Genomic DNA, 21,069 nt, shown 5'->3' on the forward strand with positions numbered 1-21,069 from the left:
GAATCTGGATATTCCTGTTTGTTCCGGAATCGATTAACATGAATAATAGAAAACTCTTGTTTACACTTGCGTTTCTTCTGCTTGCGCCACCCATCCTTGCACAGGAACCGCCTCCGCAAGGCAGCGTTAACGGGAATGCGAGTTCGCAACCGCAGCCCCCGCATCAGCCGCAAAGTAAAAATATAGCATCCCGCTCAACTTCCGATACTTTATCAGCAAGCTTCGAGGGTATTGTTGTCCAGGTGGAACCCCTGGAGGTGAAATCAGTGAGCGGGCAGGTACGGCAATTTCTTCCCGGAAAAAAGCTCTCAATGGTTCAGCCAAGGCGCGGCGATCTGGTTTGGCTATCTTACGAGCCTGGCCCAACGGTAATATAGTCCACGAAACCCGGGGCATCGGTAAGACCATTGTCGGAACAATCAAGAAAATAGCCGCCGTTATGTCATGGCTATAGTTCGAACTCGGCAGCCCGACAAACCGGAGAACGAGGTTAACGTACCGCTCCAGGCATCTGCGCAATTCCAGCCGCTTGTGTCCGCAATGCGCCTTGGGGACGGGATAAATGCAACTTACATTCGCGATGGTGGCATCGACGCAGTGGATGGAATCAACCACTTGAAATCTCTGGAATGGCAGGGCAAGCCGGTGAGCCGGGCTGCACGCTGGTCTTCGCTTTTGGGCGCACTGATATTACTTTTGATTATCGCTTTCGTTTTCATCAGGGGCCATCCGACAGAACTATTTCTGGGGGAGGACAACCGCTACAGCAGTCCCAAATTCCAGACGGTTCTCTGGTTCTCGCTCGTTATCAGCGCGTATGTCGCCATCGTATCTCATCGCATCGCCGCAGCTGGCTGGAACTATATCGGCGAGGTGGATATTCCGCAGAATCTGCTTATTCTTTCCGGCATCAGCGTGCTCGCGTTTACCGCAGCAAAGGCGATCACAACAGGCAAGGCCGAAGGTAAACCCGATATGAAAGCTCCGGCTCCCCAACCGAGAGCAATCAATCTAATAACCGACGATGCCGATAAAACCGATTTGGGAGATTTCCAGATGGTGGCAATCACGATCCTCGCGGTGATTATTTACGCGATATCCGCTGTCGAGTTCATGGAGCAGATCGAGTTCCGCCGGGTCGTTACGATGCCGGATGTCGATGCAACGCTGCTTTCCATATTCGGTCTTAGGCAGGCCGCGTATCTGGGCAAGAAGGCGGCGGGAGAACGGTAGTCTTTTTATATTTCTATTGGCTTTAGAGTTACTGAATTAAGAGCATCCCGCCATTAAGCTTGTCCGGGATCTCATCAGCCTCTTATCTTGTCGCGCACGAGGCCGAAATTTTGATGGATTAGACTACGCTTTATTGTGTGCAATTTCATGCTCCTACCAATAAAGTGGTGTTAAATGTTAAACAAATACCTGCACATCATAATTCCACTCCAAGTGGCTACAACAAGGCTAGCATTAGGCCCAACTTCAATATCTGTTACCACTGAACCGCAGTCAATAACAGTTGTAACTCTACCATCCCATACCCGCACAGTGTTATCCCTTCCACCGGAAACAATTACCCGCCGATCACCCAGCTTAACCACAACAATGGCAGTCACGGCACCTATATGACCCTTCAATGGCTGGCCGAGGGGTGCCCCGGAGGCCAAGTCCCATATACGAATGGTTTTATCCCCGCCGCCTGAGACAATCACCGGCCGACCATCAAGCGTACTAACAGTCAAGGCATACACGCTGCCCCTATGGCCCAACAATGGTTTGCCCAAGGGTGCGCCCGCAGCTAAATCCCATACCCGCACGGCGCTATCCTCTCCGGCAGAAACGATTACCGATCGACCATCAAGTACACCCACGGTCACCGCATACACGCTGCCTCCATGGCCCCGCAATGGATCACCCAAGGGGGTGCCCGCACCCAAATCCCATACCTGCACGGTGCTATCCTCTCCGCCAGAAACGATTACCGATCGACCATCAAGCAGACTCACAGTCACAGCATTCACGCCGCCGTGATAACCCCCAAATGTCTGGCTCAAGGGTTTGCCCCCCGCCACATCCCATACCTGCATGCTATCCCAACCACCAGAAACAATTACCAGCCGACCATTGAGCGTGCCCGCCGCTAGGGTAACGCAACGTTGATCACTCTCAAATGGGTCACCGATGGGAGTGCCCGCTCCCAAATCCCACACCCTCACAATACCATCCCAATCACCTGTGATAGCAACTGATCGGCGATCGAGCGTACCCACAGCTACGGTATTCACGATATTCTCGATATTTTGATGATGCCTCGATCGTTCACCGATGGGTGTTTCCACCGCCAAATCCCATATCCGCACCGTATTATCCCAACTACCAGAGACGATCATCGGCCTGTCATTCAGTGTACTTACGGCCACGGCCTCTACGCTGCCTTGATGACCCTCTAGTGGCTCGCCGACGGGTACGCCCGCTGCTAAATCCCATACCCTTACGGTTTTATCCCCCTCGCCGGTGATGATCACTGGTCGGCCATCGAGTGTGCCCACGGTTATGGCATTCACGCCGCTTTGAGCCTTTAATGGCTCTCCGAGCGGCGCGCCCTCAACCAAATCCCATAGACGCACAGTTTTATCCGCGCTGCCAGATATCGCTACAGGACTGCCATTGAGGATAGCCACAGCTACAGCATCCACACGGCCTTCATGACCCTCTAATGGCTTACCAACGGACGTGCCATCAGCCAAATCCCACAGGCGTACGGTTTTATCCTCACCGCCAGAAACGATCATTGACCGACCATTGAGCATACCTATGGCAAGGGCATATACGCTGCCATCATGACCCTCCAATGGCTCCCCGATAGGTGTGCCAGCAGCCAAATCCCATAGCTGTATGGTTTTATCCTCACTGCCAGAAACGATTACAGATCGACCATTGAGCGTACCTGCGGCTATAGCAAGCACGCTGCCCCGATGGCCCCACAATTCGCGCAGGGGAATGCCCAGGGCTAAATCCCACACTCTCACGGTCCTATCCCAACCGCCAGAAATGATTACTGGTCGGCCATCGAGTACGCTCACAGTCACGGCAAACACATCACCTAAGTGACCCCTCAATGGCTCGCCCACGAGCGTGCCCGCAGCCAAATCCCAGACTCGGATGGTATTATCTTGACCACCGGAGATGATTACCGGTCGGCCATTGTAAGTAGCGGTAACAATCGCATGTACTTCACCTCTATTCCCTTTTAGGACACGATGAGCCACGCTGTGCTGCCACCGAGCCCACACGACCCTCCATGTCTGGCCGAGCCGCAATTGCGCAAACCCATCTGCGAAAATATTTTCCGTAAGTTGCCGCGCTGTCATCTCAAGATAGGAGGCACGTTCAGCAGCAGCACTAGTGCTCATGTAATGAAAACCTGTTTGATATACGCGTGTTGGCGCGTCAGGCAATTGCTCATGGGTTAGCTGTATCGCTCGTAGCAGCCGATTTGGCTCGGCCGCTACGAGGTAAAGAGGAAGATCTATCAATCCACTTAGCTTGCTCGCTGCCGCTGCATGTGTGGATAGGTAATTTCGGGTATATGCTGGCGCGCTCACCCAATCCCTGCTCTCGTTGCAGGAATTCATTGGTACCAGACCAACAAGTGTGTTAACGATGCAAGTCTGAATTTCCTTTGAACGTTTCTCATCCCGTAGATATTCAGCCAGCGCTTCGTGATACAAACGGTAAACTGAGATGCCGCCTTCCCGAGCCTCGACGACGTAAGCGCCAACATGATCGAGTAGCAAACCGATATCGTCGTTGTCATAGGCTCCCGACGCTGACTGCCCCCGTCCGGCAATCGCGTTAGCGAGAGGTAACCAAAGATTTTCCCACGGGATGCCTTCACCTTCGGCATATGCGAGCGGTCGCAGTAAGGCCATCACTTTCTTGCGGTCGAGATCAATATCCTTCCGTGAATTGAAGCGTTCAAGGTCCACCCAAAAGGCCTCGCCTACCTCATCAGGAAATTTGTAACGGTCGGTATCAACCGGCTCATCGCTCTCAGTCAGGGTCGACACAACGATCCGCGCTATCAGAAACACTTTTCCTGCTTTTGCGGCTACGATCTCAGCAACCCTGCGTGCAAGTTGTGGTCGATTACGATACGGCGTAGCGCGGGCTGGTTCATCCACTGCTAAAAGCCGTTGCATCACATAACGGGCGATGTCCTCCCTGCCCAGATATTTTTCATCATTCAGGTTGATCTCAATCGTTCTGCCCCCTAGTTTTTGAACACAGCGCCCAGGATGGTCTGGCCGGGTATCAGGCCGCGTCCCGATCAGGAGCCAAAGATGCGGAAATCCAGTAAGTCTTCTTAATAATCGTTCGGCTATCTCATCACGCTCTTTTGCCTCATCCAGGGCGTCAATGACGATGGTACAGCGCTTATTACGCTTTGCCAGGACTTCAACTAGTTCATCTACCCGGTTTGTCTTCAGTCCCGTGGCTGCCGCAATAATCCTGACCACTTCATCCAGCGACTTCTGGCGCGCATGGACTGCAATATCAACAACGCCTTGAGGAGGAACGGTATCTTCTGGAACAGCTTTAAGAGCACCCATGTTTTCCATGGGTTCGCGATATTGCGGATCAGAAAGCGTTACAAGGCGGGCGAGAAGCGCTGATTTACCTGTACCAGGTCCGCCGGTCACAACATGGGCTTTACCGCCAGATTGCGTAGCTTTAAGCCACTGCACCAACTCCCGCAAAGCTGCTTCACGACCGGTGAAATATGAAACCTCCCCATAGACTTCTGCACCACGTGCGCGCGGAACCCAATGATCAATTAGGTCGCGCTGCCGTTGAGATTCAATATCAATACCTTCGGGAGTAGATGAATCGTAGCGCGGGTTGGGAAGGAAGCGCGGAAATTCTCTTAGTGGTGGGGCCACACTCCAGACCGCGCTCTGATGAGGATGGCGCTGATCAAATATCTCGTTCACGTATTTAATCAACGATGGAGCTTCGAGATACTCTTGAGTTCTGCCGCCAAATTGTCCCTTGGGGTTACGAATGGCTTCTGTGAAGGCGTTTGCGAAGGCGCCCTGTGAAGCTTCATCTTTAGCACGAGCAGCTGAGATAAAAACGAAGCCGAAAGGTATTTCAGCTTGCCAAGCGCGGGAACATGTTACCTTACCCGCTAGTGAAGTCAGGTCAATAATCCCCTGACCTGCATAACAGGTATCCAATATGATCATGACCTGCTGGACCGGGGAATCGAGAATAATTCGAACGAGTTCTTCCGCTGGGAACGCGGTGGAGGCTAGCCGATTTAACCTGGAATCAGAGGTTAGTAAATAATGCCTATCCTGATGCGTTTCGCCGTGGCCAGAGTAGTAAACCACTACCCTATCCGCCGGGGTTCGCCTTGGCTCACCAAACCATGCGCCAAGCGCTTCCTTTAGCCCAGTTGAGGTAGGGTCCGTGCCCAGTTCAGGCAACACCCTCGTATAACCGAGCGCGTTACTCGTTAAACAGTCGACGATTAAATTAATGTCATCATTTACTGACGCCAGGTCGGCATCTTCAATGTAAGAATAGTGCGATGTGCCGGCCGCAATGAGATATGCCGTTTCATTTTTTAAGCTATCGTTCGCCGATTGCTGCCGCAATGGCACGTCCCGTTTCTTGGGCAGTGAGGTAGGGCCTGATGTCGTGGGCGGTTGCACCATTATAGATTAGCTCATCATGGACCCTATTGCCAAACCTGGAACGTAATTCTTTTTCAAGCGCCACTATATCGCCACCGTCGGCGATATTAATCCATTGTTGAGTATTGCCCGGCCAAATACCCATACCTTCCGCTGGCGATGGCCGCAAGCGATCAAAGATGAGATTACGGATGCCGAGTGGCGATCCCAACGTAATAAATGTTTGAATGGACCATTCCGGGTGTGCGCACAATGCCTCATAGGCGACAATGCTGCCTAGCGAGTGGCCGATGAGGACCTTAGAGTCGGATTGCATTACATTGACAATGCGTTCTTGAATTTGCTCGCGAACACTTTGATCTTCAAGGTAGCTACGCACTTGTTTGAGATCGCCGATCATCGCGCGCTCCGCTACTTCAGTGAAAAACTTTGATTTACTGAGCGCGTTGAGTGCGCGCTGAATGGTATTGGGCGCGCGTGATTTGGTCTGCGAGTAGGGTCCGGGGACCTGGGACTCAGATTGTGCGGCTTCCTGCCACCATAACGCTAATAAGTCCTGCTCTAATCCTTCACTAACATCCACAGCCTCATATGGAGGATGCATAAGGCTCTTTGTGCTCTTTTTGCGAAACAGATCGCCGTAGAAAGCACATACCAAATCTTCGGGCTTGGAAAAATCCACCCCGACGCGATCGAGGCCGTCACGCAGCGCTGGCAAAAACGCTTCGTGAAGAGTATGCGAGCCTTTAAATTGCTGTCCGATACCATGTACTATGACAATACGCCCCATTCCTGAATTCGCTTTTCGTTATATAAAGATGCAATAATAAATATCAATTTGTAGAAGAGGAAACCCCCGGAATCTAAAACGACGAATTGTGGAAAAACTGGCATCTATACAGTATAGTATCTTGTGTCGGACTCCATATCTGGTGCTCCATACTTCAGGAGGTATATCATGGCCCAGCCTAACCAGAGTTTCGAACTCGATGCAGGCACAGCCAAAGCAATCGAAGATCTCAAGGAAGTCTTTGGCGTGAAAACCAATGCGGACGTCATCCGCAAAGCCATTGCCCTTTCTCGTATTGCTGCACGCAACAGCAATCGTGACGATCATACCATTACGCTTCAATCACCCGATGACAAGCAGGTAAAGATCTCTCTAATCGAGTAGCGGAATGATTGAACCGGAGATAAAGGATGGCGGAGCCAGAAAAGAGAAGAAGTCTGATTTGGCAGCCGAAAGCGAAGCGCCCGGATCAGCAGACGAAGTTCAACAGTTCAGCTTAAACGACGAAATCGAGCTGGTTGGGTCAGCTTCAACTCAAACAAATAAATCCGCGGTCGCGGTCGGTTTAAACAAGGAAATTGAGAAGTTTTCCACATCAGACCAGATTGCGCTGGGCGATCTCGAAATACGAAAGCAGTTTGCTTCCAAAATCGTCTGGTTGTTCATCGGGTCCAATATTTTTGTCATGATTGCGTTAGGTACCGGCTTCTGGTCGGATTATTCTCAGTTGGCCTCGAGGATTATCACTCAGGATCATCGCATCATTGATAATAAGGTCATCATGACCTTACTCGGCGCGACAACTGTTCAGCTAGGGGCAGTAATTTACACCATGACTCAGGCAATCTTTCCCACGCAAAGCGTGAAAAAGCAATAGCTTCGTCTTCAGCGAATCGAAAAGGCCTGATTCACCTCCCTCTGTTTCTCTTGTTAACCCATCCGCATTCGTGATGAAGCCGTTGAGCTGACGGTATACGACTAGAGCCGAAATGAGCTGCCACCAGGGGCAAAATCTGACTTGACGGACACTCTAACGGTAGTAAAGAATCAGGATTTAGCGCAGTGCTTGCCGTAGGGTGTTCGATCCAAGACGAAATGCCCTTTCGGTGTGCCTCCCCTGACTTCCACAGCTCGTTTCGCCGCTGCCTCGGCATCTTTTTCGCGTCCGGTCCCGGAAAGAGCCAAAGCATAATCCTCTAAAACATTAGCATAAAATATGGGGACTCTCCTTGCGGTGATCACGGGATCCAGTTCCGCCATGACGCGCTCGAGATAAGCCACAGCGTCAGCGAACTTTCGTTGTTCCAGGTTCAGTCGTGCCAATTCGGTCAGGGAAAGATAGAAAACCCCGCCAGTATGCTTGTCGAGGTCATTGGCGAGATTGAGCTGGCGTTCCGCTTCTTCGAAGGAGCACGTCACGCCAAGAGAACGGCCATATTCGTAGTGGAGAACAGCTTTGAAGCGGGGATCGGCCTGGGCAAGATTTCCCTCGCTGAATGCGAGAGCATAAATGCGTCGCGCTTCATCCCAGTCTCCTCGTTCCTGGGCTGCCCCACCATCCCGCATATATTCGCTTATTGGTTTTTCATTGGCAGAGGCATAGCCTGTGAGACCCAGCAAGACAATTACGGCCGAAATGAATCGATTCATATATTCTCCATAAATTAACGCTCCCATAAAACCGGCATGTCTTGCTAATAAACAGCAGAGGTGTGAAGTCGCGAAGTTTCGCATGTGTGATCGGAGTTCGCAACGTATTGAAGAAACGAACGCAAGTAACAAATAAACCTTTCAGACTTATGACATTTATCTATCCCGCAGTTTTTCTTCCAGTCGATTTCAAGAAAAACCGGTCAGCAAGGCAGAACTCATCAGCAGGTATTGCTGGTGCCGGATTTCGCTGCTTTATCGCTCAAATAAGCAGAATCACGTTAAACGGTATGGTGAAGTGACGGAATTGACGAATGAATTCCAGCGACCAGCTATCCTTGCTGACCCTGCGGCATTGGAATGCAATACCTGCCTGGCTGCGCGGGCTGGACTTAGCGGCAAATGAGGGCGTCCACAGCCGCGGTGTGGCATGTACGACAGAGCATGGCTACCTGTGCCCTGAGTTTCTGACTGCGCACTTGCCCATGTCGAAGGTCAAGCTGTCGCCTCGATAGCCCCATATGGCAGTAAAGTTGCGCGCATCATGGTTACCGCTCGCCTCCATTGTCAAGGATACGAGTATCGGTTTATTTCCAGGATGAGCCGAAGGAACCAATCTACCTATTACCGTAAGGCTGCCGGAGGCTGCGTCCTCGAATACCGTCGCTTTGCCCGCATAGCAATTCGTCCACAGGCATGCCGAGACCACGCCGGTTTTCGTGCTGTATGCGAACGACTCCGCGTGCTGAAAATCACTGGTAATCTTTTCGCACTGATCGGCCGTGCACTCATACTTGATGTCCGGCTTGCAATCGTATTCCTGGTCCTCCTGCGCGAAAGCAATTGCCGGGCATAACAGCATCGTCACCAACAACCCGAGGGTGTGCGGCATGACCAAGGAATACCCGCCATGCTCGCTACCGCGATTCATCACGGTTCTGCGATGGCGAATCCCCATTCCCTCAGTTGGGAGATGAAGGAAGGCAAATCCCTGGCGGTCCCGGCTTGTACATGCATGAGGACGTTGAATAACTGCCTGCGCGGTTGTTGCGCAAACTGGCTTTCGATGTTGCTTATCTTCCTAGGGCCCAAACCCTGGGGCGCCTTCCAATCCTCGGTGTCGATATCCCATGTCACGATGGTCAGCGACAATTGCTCCGCCACCTCTACCAACTCGGGATCGAGGTTGCCCCGGAAACCTCCCGAACCGTACGGAGGACGGATTTTGGTCGGCGTTACGCCAGTCGATTCACGGATAATGTCCTGGGTTTGTTCCAGCTCCCACCGCACGTTCGGCTTTGTTTCCGTTGCCAGATTCGCATGGCTCCATGAATGGTTCTGGATATCATGCCCTTGGGCAACAATCATGCTTGCCGCGCCTGGATATCGCCTTACCTCCTCTCCAACAACATAAAACTCTGCCTTGATCTCATTCTCCTCCAGCGTTTGGAGGATGCTCTCGAGCGCGGCAAGGGGCGCCGGTCCATCGTCAAACGACAGGACTACTGATTTTCCGTCGCCAAGCATTTCCCATTCCCCCCATAGTTTGAGCGATTACAGGTAAACCTCTACTCGCCGCGGATAAAGCCTCATCTTTTTGCTACTATATGAGTAGAAGGCGGCCTCTATTTAACTATTAGACCAACACCCGCCGGTAGTCAAGTTTGGTTGCGTTCTGGCGGAAATGGTCGTCGGCAGTGCGCCCACGCGAGATGTTAACCTTCAACCAGAATTTTTTAATAAGGAAATCTGATATGAGCAAGTTTCAAATTGCCGTAGTGGTCGGCAGCCTTCGCCGTGACTCGTTTAACCAAAAACTGGCGAATGCGATCATGAAGTTGGCCCCGCCGGAGTTTTCCTTCAAGCAATCGCAAATCGGCGACCTCCCGCTCTACAATCAGGACGACGATGACAACCCGGCCGAGCCTGTCAAGCGGCTGAAGGGTGAAATCGCGGAGGCGCAGGGTCTTCTGTTCGTTACACCCGAATACAATCGATCAATGCCTGGCGTACTCAAGAATGCACTCGATCACGCCTCTCGTCCTTATGGCCAGAACGCCTGGGCGGGCAAACCCGGCGGCGTGATCGGCGCTTCCATCGGCTCCATTGGCACGGCCATTGCCCAGCAACACCTACGCAACTCGCTTGCCTACCTGGATGTGCCGACGCTAGGCCAACCGGAAGCTTTCATACACGTTAAAGAGGAACTGTTCGATGAGGCCGGGAACATCGGCAATGAAGACAGCAGGAAATTCCTGCAGAACTGGATGGACCATTATGTCGTATGGGTGAAAAGGCACACTGACTGACAAAGTGGCTGCTCGTGGAAGAAGTGAATAATTTTTTACTTTATGCGATTTGGGCAACCGGCAGGCTTACGGCTTCCTGTTTTGTACTGCATTTACTTCCGGCCTGATAATCATCCTTAAAGACTGATCCTTCGTGAAGTAAGCCACGGCCCAGTTGTAAATGGTCTTTATTCTGTTACGATAGGTGATCAAGGAAAAAAGATGCACGAATAACCACGTCGCCCACGCGATATAACCGTTAAAGTGCATTTTGGGTTTGGGAAGGTCGGCCACCGCTTTACTTCTTCCGATAATGGCCATGGAGCCCATATCGCGATAGGCAAACGGCTTCATCGGTTTATCATGAAATGAAGCCCTGATGTTTTTAGCCAGGTTCTCACCCTGCTGAAGCGCTACCTGTGCAAGCTGCGGATGTCCCTCGGGAAAATTCCTGTCGGCCGTCATCAGGCACGCGTCGCCAACCGCATAAATATTGTTTGTTCCCTTCACACTGTTATGTTGATCCACAAGTAATCGCTTGCCCCGTCCGTAACTCCCGGGTGGAAAGCCATCCAGTGGTTTTCCGGTCACCCCTGCTGTCCAGAGCAGGAACCGGGTTTGAATCGTTTCCCCATCAGCAAACACCACGGTATCGTTTATATAATCCTTTACCTGCTTGTTCAAGCGCACTTCCACACCCATTTTCACCAGCTCTTCATAGGCATATTTTTGCGATTCCTCGCTCATCGACGTTAATAATGCCGGCGCACCGTCGACGAGGTATATCTCGGCGTTACGCCTGCTCAGTTCCGGGTAATCCTTTTCCAGAATATTGTCGCGCATTTCCGCAGGCATCCCTGCAATCTCGACTCCGGTGGGCCCACCCCCGGCTATCACAACGGTTGCAAGTTTCTTCTTTTCGGCTTTGTCCGTAGCAATGGTGGCCTCTTCCAATTCCTGAAGCACGTAATTCCGCATTCGTATTGCGTCATCCACCGTTTTCATGGGGAGCGCCCCCTTGCGGATGTTTTCCATTCCGAAATAGTTGCTTTCGGTACCGATGGCAAGGACGAGGTAATCGTAAGACAGCTCGCCAATGGATAAGATGACCTTGTTTTCTTCAGGAACGACTTTCTGCAAGCGACCCAAACGAAAGCTTATGTTCTTTTTGCCGTGGAATAGCTTGCGAAATGGATAGCAGATGTTTGATACATCCAGAAAACCAGTGGCCAGCTGGTATAGCAGCGGGGGGAAGAAATTGTAATTATTCAGGTCGACCAATGTGACATGCATATCCGCCTCATCGGCCAAATGCCGCACCAGGTTCAGCCCTGCAAAGCCCCCTCCGATTATGACAATTTCTTTTTTCATATCGGTTAAAAAAACGATTGTCAGGGCTCGATGTCGAGACATATCTTGCCGAAATGCCGATTGGTTTCCTGATAGCGAAAAGCATCGACGATCTCCTCCAGCGGAAAATGGCGGTCGATTATCGGCCGCAGGCCGGTAGCATCTATCGCCCGGATCATTTCGATTTGATGGCGGCGGCTGCCAACGACCAGGCCCTGAAGGCGCAACTGCCGCGTCAACATAGAGAGCAATGGCAACGTTCCCGTGGTGCCGGAAAGGATGCCGACTACCGCGATATGTCCGCCGATGCGAGCGGCCACCATGGATTGTGCCAGCGTGGCCGGTCCTCCCACTTCAATGACATGATCCACACCCCGTCCCGCCGTCAATCCGCGCACCAGATCGCCCCAGTTGTCATGCTTGCGATAATTGATGAGATGATCCGCACCCAGCGTTTCGAGCCGGGCAAGCTTCTCGTCGCTGGAGGACGTGGCGATGACCGTCGCACCCGCTATCTTGGCAAATTGCAAAGCGAATACCGATACTCCACCGGTCCCCTGAACCAGCACCGTCTCGCCTGGCTTCAATGCGCCGTCCACCATCAGCGCCCGCCACGCTGTCACTCCCGCACAGGTAAGCGTAGCCGCTTCCGCATGGCTGTAACCCTTCGGGGCTCGGGTAAACGCCGTCGCGGGCATTGTTACCTGCTGACGCGCGAAGCCATCGATGCCATCGCCTGGAACGGTGCCCATGTCGTCAACCTCGGGCTCGCCTTCCAGCCAGCCTGGCAAGAAGGTGCTGACGACATGATCACCTATCGCAAATTCATTGACTCCCTCACCTACGGCAATCACCTCCCCCGCACCGTCCGACATGGGGATACGAGGAACCGCCGGCGCCCACATTCCGCTGACTACCGCATAATCATGGTAATTAAGGGAACTCGCGCGGACCCTGACCGTAATCTCGCCCGTTTTTGGCGTGGATGAATCGCATGTGCCCAGGGTTACGCGCTCAAAGCCGCCGCCGGGCTGTACATAGATTGCCTTTATGGTCATGATTTCCTCTCTTTCAAAATGTACGTCGCGCGCCGGTGGGCCGGAAGAATTTTTAGTGTATATACTTGATCAGGACGCGATAAATATTAACACTCTATCGGAAGTATGATCCCCTCGCGGACTAAAGAGATTCCCACCTATACGATTAATAAATGATGCGCCCCATTTTTTTCAATGAGTAAGGAAATAATTCATGGATTCCAGACCAATTACCAATATGGCCAATACAATTAATTCGAAAGATTTATTCGCCCGCATCAAGTGGCTGGAACAGGAATTGAATTACCGGTGCTCCGACGAATATTCAGAGGAGCTAAAGGCGTTGAAAGTATTTGTGGAAAACGTCGAGGCAGTTGCGTCGGCTTCGACATATGAACCCGGCTCGGAACTGGTTCGCGACAGTTATATGGAAGAATACAAGGCGATGGAAGAGCCATCCAGAGGAAATGCGCGGTTCAGCCCCGTCGATTTCAACGGCGTCAGTTACTGGTTGCGTCACTGAAGTCCGGGACTGATTACTCGGCCTTCTGCAACACACCTGAAAATAAATTTCTACTGTCTTTGGAATGCCGGACCGCGGCAAATTCTCTATCCGTTCTGATCGGTTCGGTGGACATGGCAGCAAGGGGCAAGAGGGCAGGCGCAGTGGCTGCACGGTGGCCCATTCCGAAATTGACTCAACCTTGCGTCCCCCCAGCCGATACTAAATTACTCACCTTCAGCACATCCACCCAGAATCGCATGTTCGCCTGAAACACCAGGCCCGGCTTGAATTTTCCCGGATACATGCTATTCATTAAATAGCCGTTTTTAAATTCCGAGGGAAAACCATGGCCATTAACGAAAGCGAGGATTCCACTCCGCCGGGCATGGAACAAGCACAGATTGTCCCGGGATATCGGCGCCGGGTAATTGTCAAATTCAAGGATCATGTCCAGTTGCCCCGGGAGGACCCAGCCCGCGCGATGGAGTCGATGGGTGTCGGTCCCTGGAATGCGTTGACGGCGCAATTTCAAGGCATCACGCTGGAACCTCTGCTGTCATCCAGGCCCGAGCAGTTTGCGGTGCTGACGGAACGGGCCCGTACGCTGGATTCCTCGTTCCGTGCCACCAACCTCGGTGCTTATTTTGCCGTCACTCTGCCACCCGGCATGGATGCGGAGGCACTCGCAAAAGCGTTGTCTGAATGGGAATCGGTTACCACGGCTTATGTCGAGCCGCCACCGGTCGAGCCCCCGTTCGTCAATGCCGCCGATGACCCTCGCAGCACCAACCAGGGCTATCTCGACCCCGCGCCGGATGGCATCGACGCCGAGTATGCCTGGAACTTTCCCGGGGGCGACGGTGCAGGACAGGCACTCGTGGATATGGAGTGGGGATGGACATTCAATCATGAAGATCTTGCTGCGCACGGCATTACATTGATCTCCGGCCTGAACCACTCCTACTACTATCACGGCAGCGCTGTGCTGGGAGAAATCGCGGCCGTGGACAATGCTGTTGGCTGCGTCGGCATCACGCCCGCGCTGGCTTCCATCCGATGCGTAGGTCAGCATCTGCCCGGAGGCGGATACAGCACCGCGCAACCGATACTCGATGCGATTGCGGTCATGGAATTCGGAGATGTGCTGCTGCTCGAAGCGCAAACCAATCTGTTCGGCTATAACCTGGTTCCCGTCGAGATCGAACCGGCCGTTTTCGATGTGATCCGTCTTGCGACTTCGCTCGGCATCGTGGTGGTCGAGGCGGGCGGCAATGGCGGCGTCGACCTGGATACCGTCGTCAATCCTGGCGGCCAACAGATATTCAATCGAGCGAGCATGGATTTCATGGATTCCGGCGCAATTATCGTCGGCGCGGCCAGCTCAACGGCGCCCCACGCGCGGCTCGGCTTCTCGTGCCACGGCAGTCGTATCGACTGCTATGGATGGGGCGAAAACGTGGATACGCTGTCCTCCGACGACACGAATACCGCCACCAATCTCTATACGACGGGTTTCAATGGCACCTCCAGCGCCTCACCCATCGTCACCGGCACGGTGCTGGCGGTACAGGGCCTGGTAGAGGCGGCTTCCGGGGACAGGCTTGCGCCATGGCAAATACGCATGATTCTTTCCGATCCCGTAAATGGAACGCCGTCCCAAAACCCGGCGGTGGATCGTATCGGTGTCATGCCCAACCTGCGCGCGATTATCGACGGACCCGTGCTCAACCTGGCGCCTGATATTTATCTGCGGGATTTCGCCGGTGACAACGGTGATCCCCACCTGGGTGCCATCTCATCAAGCCCCGACATCATTTTGCGGCAAATGACGGTGCCTGATCCTCAGGCCGCCTTCGGCGCAGGCAGCGGCACGGAGAACGATATGAGTTTGGGTTATGAGGCGGAGGCCGGGCAGGACAACTTCGTCTACGTTCGCGTGCGCAACCGGGGCGGTTCAGTTGCCGGCGACGTGAGCGCCGCCGTCTACTGGGCGCCGCCCTCAACACTCGTTACGCCTGATCTCTGGACTCTGCTTGGATCAACGACTTTGCCAAACGTGCCCACGGGCGATCTGCTTACCGTCTCCAGTGGCATTACCTGGCCATCCGCAGCCATTCCCGCACCTGGACATTATTGTTTTGTCGGCATCCTAAACACGCCTCGGGACCCTGGTCCCACACCAGCGGATTTCCTGGATTGGGACAACTTCACCACGTTCATCCGCAACAATAACAATGTGACCTGGCGCAACTTCAACGTGATAAACAATGTGCCACCTCCACGCGCCGAGCCGCCTGGTTATGTGGCCCTGCCATTCATCGCAGCCGGCGCGCCCGACAAGGCGAGGCGAATGCGGCTTGAGATCGTGCCCCGGCTCCCCGCCGGCGCCGAGATCATACTTGAATTACCTGCGGAATTTGCTGAACGGCTTCGGGTGCGTCCCCGTTCCATGCCGTTTGCACCCTATGCCAAATCGGACTGCCCACGAGTCGTCTACATTTCCATCCACCCCTGCGGACCCAGAAGCTTCCCGGAAATCGCCTTTCCCGCCAAAGCGCGAATCCCGTTACGGCTACTTGTAAAAATACCGGACGCAATGCGGCAGCATGAGTTCGAGCTTTTTGCCCGCCAGGTTTATGAAGGGGAGGAAGTGGGACGGATCACCTGGAGGCTTGTACCTTCGCGACAACCAATGTGACGATTCAAGCAAGGCCGGGTTTCAAAACTTCTCATTTTCGGTTGAAGCAAGCGTTACGAGCCCACGCCCGTTCTTCATCTCATCGAGGGAATGTGGTTCAACGTACAGACCAAAAGGATCAGCTTTCGTATTCTGTTTGTTTCAAGAATTGAATTGATCACAGACCTTATTCCAGGAGAAATAATATGGACAATGAACGGATTGCAAGCATGCTGAACGGTCTGATCGAGATCTCTCGCGACGGAGCGGAAGGTTTCAGAACTTGCGCGGAGGATGCGGATGATGCCGAGCTGAAGCTGTATTTTCGCAACCGTGCACAAAGTTGTGAAGAGGCGGTAAACAAGCTGAGCACAGAGGTAAGACGGTATGGAGGTGATCCCGATACCAGCGGCACCGTAACGGGAACGTTGCATCGCGCCTGGGTGGACCTCAAGACGGCGATAACAGACCGGGACAATCTTGCCGTGCTTGAAGAATGCGAACGCGGGGAAGCCGCCGCAGTAGCGGCTTATGAGAATGCGCTCAGGGAGGAAATGCCGGGCGATCTGCGCGCGCTTCTCGACCTGCAATATGAGGGCGTGAAAAGAAACCACGACCGCGTACGCCAGCTGCGTGATACAGCCAGGCATCGCGTAGCCTGAGGGTTATGCAGAAGGACAGCAGAGACTGTCAGCACGGTGATCCCGGTATGCTGCCGCGTCCTTCTACGAACCGCTTTGTTAAACCGTTTCTTATTTCGAGACCCGATGCAATGTCAATGGGGCGCCATCCTTCGCTTCCAGTTTTGCGGTATTACCGTCGGCACTCAGCTTGAACGAACTCGGTTCGTTTCCGGAAAAACCCGCGCAACCGTTGGTATCATATGTAAATGATTTGATATTGAAAGCGCCGCTGCCGGCATCATGGCTGTATGACGCGAATTCGACACCCGGATCACCGCAGCTGATATGGCCCTCGCGCTCGGGATCGCCGATGGGATCAACCAGCATGTATTTTCCATTGGAAAAGAAAAAATAGGTCGGCACCTTGATGGCTGCGGTATCCGTCGCCCAGGCTCCGACAATGCCTTTGGGATCGTTCTCCATCTTGGAAAAACGGATTTCCTTGACCTCCGTCTTGATTGGCTCCTTCGAAGAACTGATCTCCAGCGTGCCGGCAATATGAAAGAGTTCGCCAAAGAGGCTGGCTTGTTTTCTTTCCCTTGGCACCGTCACAATATCCGAGGTAATCAGATCGACGCCATCGCTACGGATTCGCCATGTGGGCCGGGGGTGCGATAACCCGGCGTGAAGATTGGTGTCGACTACCGGCTTGCCGGCAAACCTGAACCCTCTAGTATCAAATTCGGATACCCGCGCCGCACCGTATTCCACACCGGCCTTGCTGACAAGGTTGCCGCCGCATACCCGGTTGGCATCGCAGGAGTCATCCGGCGTAGCTTCCCCTTCCAGATACTCACCGGTACCGTCGGCGGTAAAGCGGATAATGGAAGCGGATGTATCATCGTGTCTAACCCAGATATTGGTACTGAGCAGGCTTATTCCCTGGGAAAGGAAGTGGTCCCTGGCCTGTTCCGCGGTTTTCACCGCACCGGCAACGCCGCCGGCTTCTCTTGCCTTCTGCAATTCGGCAGATGCTGCAAATGCGGCAGGATCGCCATCGAGATTGATTGAGGCGGTTATCGCCGCCGCGGCAGCGGCCGGGATGGAAATCCCGTTATCCGGATTGCCATCCACATCCAGCGACTGGAAGAGGATAAGCAGGTTTTGTAACTTGTTGGCGCTGTCTCCAGCCAGTTCGATGGGCGTTATGATAGCTGCGCCCTTTACTTTTCCGATAACCAGGCTGCCGAGCTTGAATTCGACCGTATCCCCGTGACTGTATTTATAGATCCCCTTCTCATCCGTGTTGCCTGTGGCGCCGGAAGATGCCGTGTAGGCGACGCCGCCTACTGCGGTATCCAGCAATCTCCCGGTGGTCGGGCCTGTTTCCGACTTGCCGCCACCGCCGCTGCTGCCACCATTACCGGTTGATGAGGGCGCGCTTCCGTCGCCACATGCAGCAATGCTCAGGGCCAGTGCCGCTGGTACCACGCATCGCCATGCGGCATTTCTTTTCTTCCGATTGAATTTCATTCAGGTGATCCGTTCCATATTAAATGACGCGTTATCATATCAAACTATAGCGCGACAATATTGAAAAGATCACCCCGGTGCACAGGCAGCCATATCTCAGCCCCGCGATTTACAAGATAAGGGTTCGTGATCCGGTTATCCCCGCTGATCATCAGTGATGTCAAAGACGCTCAACGTCTCCCGCCGAACTCTGCCGCGAGATCCCCGAGGAGGGAACGATATATGGAGTTCATGTACTCGACCGCATCGGCTGTGTCGGACTCCCACGATCCCGACCATTCCGCGAACGTCGTGTCATTGACTGTCACCGGCAGCAGATGCAAGTCTCCCGTGTAATTGCGAATCTCCTTCGATGAGACTGGAGACGGTCCTTCATTCAGGGAATACATCATTCGCTTCTCCGTGGAGCTGTGGGCGATCAAGGTATCCAGGAACACGCCATTCAATAGCCGCTTTGCACCTGCCGTAAATCCATCTCCCTCCCCCACCTTCTCGCATGAGGTAATCAGGGACGGCGCCCACGAGAAGTCATGGAAATCGCATATCCTCGACCACACTTGCTCTATCGGCGCGGGAACAATAATCGAATTGTAGACTTTCAGCATTACACCCCCCTGAAGTATGTAACGTCATGGTAATCGCGAGGAACAGGTTGCCACATTTCTCCTTGCCGCAGACCATATTTTTGCAAAGCCCGGCAGTGCTATAATGCAGTGCGTGGATGCCTGTCACGTGGTGAGTCAATGGAATCCGCTGGGAACAGCTCCAGCAAAAGGAGCTGTTTAACCCAGAAGCCGCAGTTCTGCGCTTGTGTCAATGTCAGATTCCACGCATGAAGATTCGCACACATTACGATAATCTCAAGGTCGCTCGAAACGCACCACCTGAAATCATCCGTGCAGCATATAAAACACTGTCTCAGAAGTATCATCCGGATCGAAACCCCGGCAGCGCAGAAGCAACCCGTATCATGGCAATCATTAATGCCGCCTACGACACGCTATCCGATCCGTATAAACGCCAGGAACACGATCAGTGGATAACACAGCAAGAGATGATGGCCAAACAGGCGGAAAGCGGGCAGGCATCCAGGGCCAGTCCAATGGCACAATCAGCTCAAGCAGTGCCGCCGTGGTACAGCAGCGGCACTGCAATCCTGGCGCGTATCTTCACGCATCCGATTTTTTACGGCCTCCTGGTGGTAGCTGTAATTGGTTGGGCGACCGATAAACCGGACATAGAACCGTCGGCTCCCAAGCCTCATGGTTGGGCGGCTGCCACGCCTGATCCACCTGTTTCGGTCGATCCTGGCCCCGCACAGGTCCAATCCCGCTATTCCCGCTATGTCAGGCCGGTAACAGCACCCAACGGCCAACCGTGGCCCGCCGGTCCCGGTTATGTCAAGGGCTTTTCTCTGCTCAATGCGGATGGCCTCTCGGAACTGACCGTAGACAACAGGCAGAATGATTCCGATGTCTTCGTCAAGCTGGTATCTGTGGCTGGCGCCAGAGCTCATCCGGTACGCCAGTTTTATATCCCTGCTGGCGGCAGCTTCACACTTGACAAGATTCGCGCAGGAAGCTACGACATTCGCTACCGCGATCTGGATAGCGGCGGTCTCTCCCGCTCACAGGCGTTCAACCTGGAAGAAATAGCGACCGGCAGCGGCAAGCGATTCAGCAAGGTTACCATGACGCTCTATAAAGTTCACGGGGGTAATATGCAAACGTATGGGCTCTCGGAAGCGGAATTTTGAACCTCCCAAGATCGCAGCGGGAGGAATGCAGAAACGGTGCGGGAGGTGATGCGAGGGGGCCAGGCACGATTGTCGTTGAACCGGGCATCGGCTCCGTATCAGGGAGTGGGCTAAATAACCGCCAGCCTTATTTTACTAAAATCTCCAGTAGCTGAGACCAAGCAAGGCTGCGGTATAATTCGATCGGTAAAATCCAGAGGATGAGATGAGCCGGATTTTACAGGTTACAAGTTCTGGTTCAGTAACATGGCTTATTCACGAGTATCAACTGACAAACATCAAGGAGAATGATGATGCGCAAATTTTACACCCTGGCGGCTTTACTTGCTTTTAGCTGCTCTATTCCGGTTGCACTTGCCGCTGAAGGTTCGGTTGCTATCTCCTCCCCGCAGGAGGGTGCCACATTCAGCCCAAAGACGGATATCGAACTTGTCTACGACATTGCGCTGGGAGACAAGGGTGACCATACCCATCTCTACATCGATGACAAGGAAATTTTGACATTGCGTAATTTGAAAGGAAGCCACGCCCTGGGAACGCTCCCGGCCGGCAATCATGATATATGCATCAAGGTGGTGAACAAGGCGCACACGCCGATCGGCCCGCAGAAATGCGTCAGTGTCACCGTAGGGTAGACAGCCGATAGTGTTCGAAAACCTGAACTACGCCATGGTACAGCTGGTGCACAATTTCGGTGCCGCTGCCGTGGCAGGCCTCCCGATCCTGGCGCTGTACCCGGCGGTGCAGACCGCCGCGGTGCAGCGCAGGCTTGCCTGGCTGGTGGGCTTGGGTTGGGCAGTTCAGGCGGCAAGCGGCACAGGATTCAGCGCGGTCAGCTATTATTATTATGAAAAGTTGCCCGACTTGCACGGTGTAGCCTTTGCCGCGCTGCTGATCAAGATTCTATGCGCAGCAGCTGGCTTCTGGATTGCAATGCTATATGTGCGGCGCGCAACCCGCTGGTCTGACGAACGGGGCCGCTCAGCCTGGAAGCTTCTTGCTTCGCTCGGCGTGACGGCGCTGGCCGCAGCTGCGTTTTTACGCTGGTTTGCCTGATTTCGCGCCAGCTCCACCGAAGCGCCTTCAAAACGGCGTATTGTTCGAGCATTCGGCGCATAATTCCCTTTGAAGAACCGGGCGAATTCAACCGAATATTGGTTG

General features: G+C 53.5%; 20 protein-coding genes. 11 read left to right on the forward strand and 9 right to left on the reverse strand.

What is annotated here, in order from left to right; all coding sequences use genetic code 11:
• The first annotated feature begins 38 nt into the window (after positions 1-38).
• Both BMZ14_RS04290 and BMZ14_RS04295 read left to right on the forward strand, forming a co-directional pair.
• A complete protein-coding gene (locus BMZ14_RS04290; protein ID WP_074795001.1) occupies positions 39-377 on the forward strand; it encodes a hypothetical protein in 339 nt (112 codons plus the stop codon).
• A 67-nt stretch (positions 378-444) separates the two neighbouring features.
• A complete protein-coding gene (locus BMZ14_RS04295; protein WP_074795003.1) occupies positions 445-1,233 on the forward strand; it encodes a hypothetical protein in 789 nt (262 codons plus the stop codon).
• Between the two features lie 170 nt (positions 1,234-1,403).
• Here BMZ14_RS04295 and BMZ14_RS04300 read toward each other — a convergent pair whose 3' ends face one another.
• Together BMZ14_RS04300 and BMZ14_RS04305 are read right to left on the reverse strand one after the other, a co-directional pair.
• The gene (locus BMZ14_RS04300; RefSeq protein ID WP_083396620.1) at positions 1,404-5,720 is read right to left on the reverse strand and encodes a caspase family protein; all 4,317 of its coding nucleotides are present in this window, start codon (positions 5,718-5,720) and stop codon (positions 1,404-1,406) included.
• Positions 5,635-6,489, reverse strand: a complete 855-nt coding sequence (locus BMZ14_RS04305) for a PGAP1-like alpha/beta domain-containing protein (RefSeq protein ID WP_074795007.1) — start codon at positions 6,487-6,489, stop codon at positions 5,635-5,637. The genes BMZ14_RS04300 and BMZ14_RS04305 overlap by 86 nt, the downstream gene beginning before the upstream one ends.
• A gap of 168 nt (positions 6,490-6,657) precedes the next feature.
• On the opposite strand from BMZ14_RS04305, the gene BMZ14_RS04310 reads away from it, so the two are divergent.
• Both BMZ14_RS04310 and BMZ14_RS04315 read left to right on the forward strand, forming a co-directional pair.
• A complete protein-coding gene (locus BMZ14_RS04310) occupies positions 6,658-6,873 on the forward strand; it encodes a hypothetical protein (protein WP_074795009.1) in 216 nt (71 codons plus the stop codon).
• A 4-nt stretch (positions 6,874-6,877) separates the two neighbouring features.
• Positions 6,878-7,366 (forward strand): hypothetical protein, encoded by a 489-nt coding sequence (locus BMZ14_RS04315; RefSeq protein WP_074795011.1) that lies wholly within the window; start codon positions 6,878-6,880, stop codon positions 7,364-7,366.
• Between the two features lie 170 nt (positions 7,367-7,536).
• Here the strand turns inward: BMZ14_RS04315 and BMZ14_RS04320 are convergent, their stop codons facing one another.
• The 3 genes from BMZ14_RS04320 to BMZ14_RS04330 all read right to left on the reverse strand — a co-directional run bounded on the left by BMZ14_RS04320 (position 7,537) and on the right by BMZ14_RS04330 (position 9,666).
• Positions 7,537-8,139: a hypothetical protein gene (locus tag BMZ14_RS04320; protein ID WP_083396621.1), complete on the reverse strand. Its 603-nt coding sequence runs from the start codon at positions 8,137-8,139 to the stop codon at positions 7,537-7,539.
• A 448-nt stretch (positions 8,140-8,587) separates the two neighbouring features.
• Positions 8,588-9,070: a hypothetical protein gene (locus BMZ14_RS04325; protein WP_074795015.1), complete on the reverse strand. Its 483-nt coding sequence runs from the start codon at positions 9,068-9,070 to the stop codon at positions 8,588-8,590.
• A complete protein-coding gene (locus BMZ14_RS04330) occupies positions 9,070-9,666 on the reverse strand; it encodes a polysaccharide deacetylase family protein (protein WP_074795017.1) in 597 nt (198 codons plus the stop codon). Before BMZ14_RS04330 ends, BMZ14_RS04325 begins: the two co-directional genes overlap by 1 nt.
• A gap of 227 nt (positions 9,667-9,893) precedes the next feature.
• On the opposite strand from BMZ14_RS04330, the gene BMZ14_RS04335 reads away from it, so the two are divergent.
• Positions 9,894-10,448 (forward strand): NADPH-dependent FMN reductase, encoded by a 555-nt coding sequence (locus BMZ14_RS04335; RefSeq protein WP_074795019.1) that lies wholly within the window; start codon positions 9,894-9,896, stop codon positions 10,446-10,448.
• Between the two features lie 66 nt (positions 10,449-10,514).
• On the opposite strand, the gene BMZ14_RS04340 is transcribed toward BMZ14_RS04335, so the two are convergent.
• Both BMZ14_RS04340 and BMZ14_RS04345 read right to left on the reverse strand, forming a co-directional pair.
• Positions 10,515-11,798 carry an NAD(P)/FAD-dependent oxidoreductase gene (locus BMZ14_RS04340; RefSeq protein WP_074795569.1) on the reverse strand — a complete coding sequence of 428 codons (1,284 nt, stop codon included), beginning with the start codon at positions 11,796-11,798 and terminating at the stop codon, positions 10,515-10,517.
• A gap of 20 nt (positions 11,799-11,818) precedes the next feature.
• Positions 11,819-12,835, reverse strand: a complete 1,017-nt coding sequence (locus tag BMZ14_RS04345; protein WP_074795021.1) for a zinc-dependent alcohol dehydrogenase family protein — start codon at positions 12,833-12,835, stop codon at positions 11,819-11,821.
• A 193-nt stretch (positions 12,836-13,028) separates the two neighbouring features.
• On the opposite strand from BMZ14_RS04345, the gene BMZ14_RS04350 reads away from it, so the two are divergent.
• From BMZ14_RS04350 to BMZ14_RS04360, 3 genes are all read left to right on the forward strand, one after another.
• Positions 13,029-13,337 carry a hypothetical protein gene (locus BMZ14_RS04350; RefSeq protein ID WP_074795023.1) on the forward strand — a complete coding sequence of 103 codons (309 nt, stop codon included), beginning with the start codon at positions 13,029-13,031 and terminating at the stop codon, positions 13,335-13,337.
• Between the two features lie 328 nt (positions 13,338-13,665).
• A complete protein-coding gene (locus BMZ14_RS04355) occupies positions 13,666-16,017 on the forward strand; it encodes a S8 family peptidase (protein ID WP_074795025.1) in 2,352 nt (783 codons plus the stop codon).
• Between the two features lie 185 nt (positions 16,018-16,202).
• Positions 16,203-16,658, forward strand: coding sequence for a ferritin-like domain-containing protein (locus tag BMZ14_RS04360; RefSeq protein WP_074795027.1), 456 nt, complete (start codon positions 16,203-16,205; stop codon positions 16,656-16,658).
• Between the two features lie 90 nt (positions 16,659-16,748).
• Here BMZ14_RS04360 and BMZ14_RS04365 read toward each other — a convergent pair whose 3' ends face one another.
• Complete coding sequence (locus tag BMZ14_RS04365) at positions 16,749-18,152, reverse strand: adhesin (RefSeq protein ID WP_074795029.1); 1,404 nt, start codon at positions 18,150-18,152, stop codon at positions 16,749-16,751.
• Positions 18,153-18,322: 170 nt separating this feature from the next.
• Positions 18,323-18,757 carry an SRPBCC family protein gene (locus tag BMZ14_RS04370; RefSeq protein WP_074795030.1) on the reverse strand — a complete coding sequence of 145 codons (435 nt, stop codon included), beginning with the start codon at positions 18,755-18,757 and terminating at the stop codon, positions 18,323-18,325.
• 227 nt (positions 18,758-18,984) lie between these two features.
• Between BMZ14_RS04370 and BMZ14_RS04375 the strand changes: the two genes are divergently transcribed.
• The 3 genes from BMZ14_RS04375 to BMZ14_RS04385 all read left to right on the forward strand — a co-directional run bounded on the left by BMZ14_RS04375 (position 18,985) and on the right by BMZ14_RS04385 (position 20,964).
• Positions 18,985-19,908, forward strand: coding sequence for a J domain-containing protein (locus BMZ14_RS04375; protein WP_074795032.1), 924 nt, complete (start codon positions 18,985-18,987; stop codon positions 19,906-19,908).
• A 287-nt stretch (positions 19,909-20,195) separates the two neighbouring features.
• A complete protein-coding gene (locus tag BMZ14_RS04380) occupies positions 20,196-20,543 on the forward strand; it encodes a hypothetical protein (RefSeq protein WP_256208378.1) in 348 nt (115 codons plus the stop codon).
• Between the two features lie 34 nt (positions 20,544-20,577).
• The gene (locus BMZ14_RS04385; protein ID WP_074795036.1) at positions 20,578-20,964 is read left to right on the forward strand and encodes a hypothetical protein; all 387 of its coding nucleotides are present in this window, start codon (positions 20,578-20,580) and stop codon (positions 20,962-20,964) included.
• Positions 20,965-21,069: the final 105 nt, after the last annotated feature.

This window comes from Nitrosospira briensis (assembly GCF_900115125.1).
Lineage (GTDB): Bacteria > Pseudomonadota > Gammaproteobacteria > Burkholderiales > Nitrosomonadaceae > Nitrosospira > Nitrosospira briensis_A.